This window comes from Bacillus sp. LR_5, from assembly GCF_042709275.1.
In genome coordinates this window covers 1-2,479 of the sequence record NZ_JAVAXX010000508.1, presented here as the reverse complement: position 1 = coordinate 2,479, position 2,479 = coordinate 1, and the positions used below count along the sequence as shown (strand labels likewise).

General features: G+C 39.7%; 2 protein-coding genes. One reads left to right on the top strand and one right to left on the bottom strand.

The annotated features are described in order from the left end of the window. The coding region (gene guaB / locus RAC86_RS37755; protein ID WP_377886862.1) for an IMP dehydrogenase at positions 1–1,410 on the bottom strand (1,410 nt) is incomplete at its 3' end. A gap of 120 nt (positions 1,411–1,530) precedes the next feature. Here guaB and RAC86_RS37750 point away from each other — a divergent pair. Then, positions 1,531–2,478 (top strand): YaaC family protein, encoded by a 948-nt coding sequence (locus RAC86_RS37750; protein WP_015715083.1) that lies wholly within the window; start codon positions 1,531–1,533, stop codon positions 2,476–2,478. Position 2,479: the final 1 nt, after the last annotated feature.

Below are 2,479 nucleotides of genomic sequence, written 5' to 3'. Positions count from 1 at the left end.
TTCGCGAAGTCCTGCGCCTGTCATGCGAATGAACTGAGCTTCTTCTCTTAGCGCACGCAGATCTTTGGACCCGCAATACCCCATACCAGAACGAAGGCCTCCGACTAGCTGATAAACGGTTTCTTCAACTGGTCCTTTGTAAGGTGTGCGTCCTTCAATTCCTTCAGGAACAAATTTTTTGTTTTCTTCTTGGAAGTAACGGTCTTTACTTCCTTTTTCCATTGCAGCAACTGATCCCATGCCGCGGTATACCTTAAATCTTCTGCCTTGGTAGATTTCAGTTTCACCAGGGCTTTCTGATGTGCCTGCAAGCAAGCTTCCGAGCATAACAGCATGTCCGCCGGCTGCCAACGCTTTAGTGATATCGCCAGAGAATTTAATCCCACCATCGGCTATGATTGTTTTGCCGTGTTTTCTTGCTTCAGTCGCACAATCATAAATTGCTGTAATTTGCGGAACACCGACGCCGGCTACAACACGTGTAGTACAAATTGAACCAGGTCCTATTCCAACTTTGACAACGTCTGCTCCAGCTTCGATAAGCGCTCTTGTCGCTTCAGCTGTTGCCACGTTTCCAGCAATAATGTTTAATTCGGGATACGTTTCACGGATTTTTGTGACTGTGTTTAAAACGCCTTGAGAGTGTCCGTGAGCTGTATCGATAACAATCACATCAACATTGGCTTCAACAAGCTTTTTGACGCGAGTCATTGTATCGCCAGTTACACCAACTGCCGCGCCAACGATCAGGCGGCCGTGAATGTCTTTAGATGAGTTCGGGAACTCAATGACTTTTTCAATGTCTTTAATTGTGATAAGACCTTTTAATTTATTCTGGTCGTCTACGAGAGGAAGCTTTTCAATTTTATGTTTCTGCAAAATCTTTTCAGCTTCATCCAGAGTAGTTCCTACAGATGCAGTAACTAGCTCTTCTTTCGTCATGACATCGCTGATTTTCATTGAGTAGTCAGAAATAAAACGAAGGTCACGGTTTGTAATAATTCCAACAAGCTTCTGGTCTTCTTCGTTATTTACAATCGGAACACCGGAAATTCTGTATTTCCCCATCAAATGCTCCGCATCAAATACTTGGTGATCAGGAGTTAAAAAGAAGGGATTTGTGATAACGCCGCGCTCAGAACGCTTTACTTTATCAACTTGTTCAGCCTGCTGTTCAATGGACATATTTTTGTGAATGATGCCCAAGCCGCCCTGTCTTGCCATTGCAATTGCCATTGCTGATTCTGTTACAGTGTCCATACCTGCGCTGATGACAGGAATATTTAGCTTTAACGTTTTTGTAAGTTCTACAGATAAATCCACATCACGCGGAAGTACCTCAGACTTTGCTGGCACAAGCAGCACATCGTCGAACGTTAAGCCTTCTTTTGAAAATTTACTTTCCCACATTAGTAAATCCCCCTCTTTTCGGCAAAATATTATATGTAGATTATCAACTAGCCAAGAGCATGTCAAGGAAGCGGGAAAGAGTTGAAATATTTAGATAACGGAAAGGATTAAGAAATATACATGACATATCATGAGTGGAAAGACTTAGCGCTATTTTACTCCGTTGAATCAACCCAGAAATTTCTAGAAAAGGTTTATATCTTAAACGGTATTGACGATGCGAAAAAAAACTCTTTTAAAAACAGTGAACGGTTTATTTATTTCTTAAAGCATGCCGAATCGTTTTATAAACAAGCTGCATATTCTCCCTTAGAAATCAAACCGATTCTTTTATTTTATGGAATGGCACAGCTTATCAAAGCATGCTTAATTACACGTGATCCTCATTATCCAAGCCATACATCAGTACTGGCACATGGCGTAACAACAAGAAAACGAAAGAAACAAAATTATTGTTTTAGCGACGATGAAGTGAAAATACAACGGAATGGCCTATGCGTACATTTTATGAAACATTTATTTGGACAATCGGATATAGTAGATGAACGGTATACCATGAAAAAATTATTAATGGCCATTCCAGAACTTAGCGATATTTTCTACTTTCAGCAGAAAGAACGATTTATGACAAAAGTTGAGAAGGATAAGAACGAAATTTTTATACCGGAGGAAGTAGTAATCAATTACAAAATGTCTGATTCAAGGTTTGCTGAATACATGTCCCATCATTATCAATGGTCTTTTACAAAAAAAAATGAACACGGGCTGCTGTTCGAAATTTCACCACAAGACAAGGAGCCATGGACATCGACCAGCTTATTGTTTGACATGGAAAAGAACCAATATTATATCCCTTCTCAAAGGGAGCAATTTCTGAGGCTTCCCGAAATGACAATTCATTATTTGATTTTGTACAACGTTGGGATGATTGCAAGGTATGAAACAGAATGGTGGTATGAGTTATTAACACAGCATATAAGTGATGACTACGTGTTAATTCAGCAGTTTTTATTAGTATCAGAAAAGAAATTCCCTAAATACGCTTCACAGTTTCTTCTTCATTTTTAAC

Bases quoted from the DNA above. Each gene is read 5' to 3' on its own strand.
- RAC86_RS37750 (WP_015715083.1), top strand. From the start codon at position 1,531: ATGACATATCATGAGTGGAAAGACTTAGCGCTATTTTACTCCGTTGAA.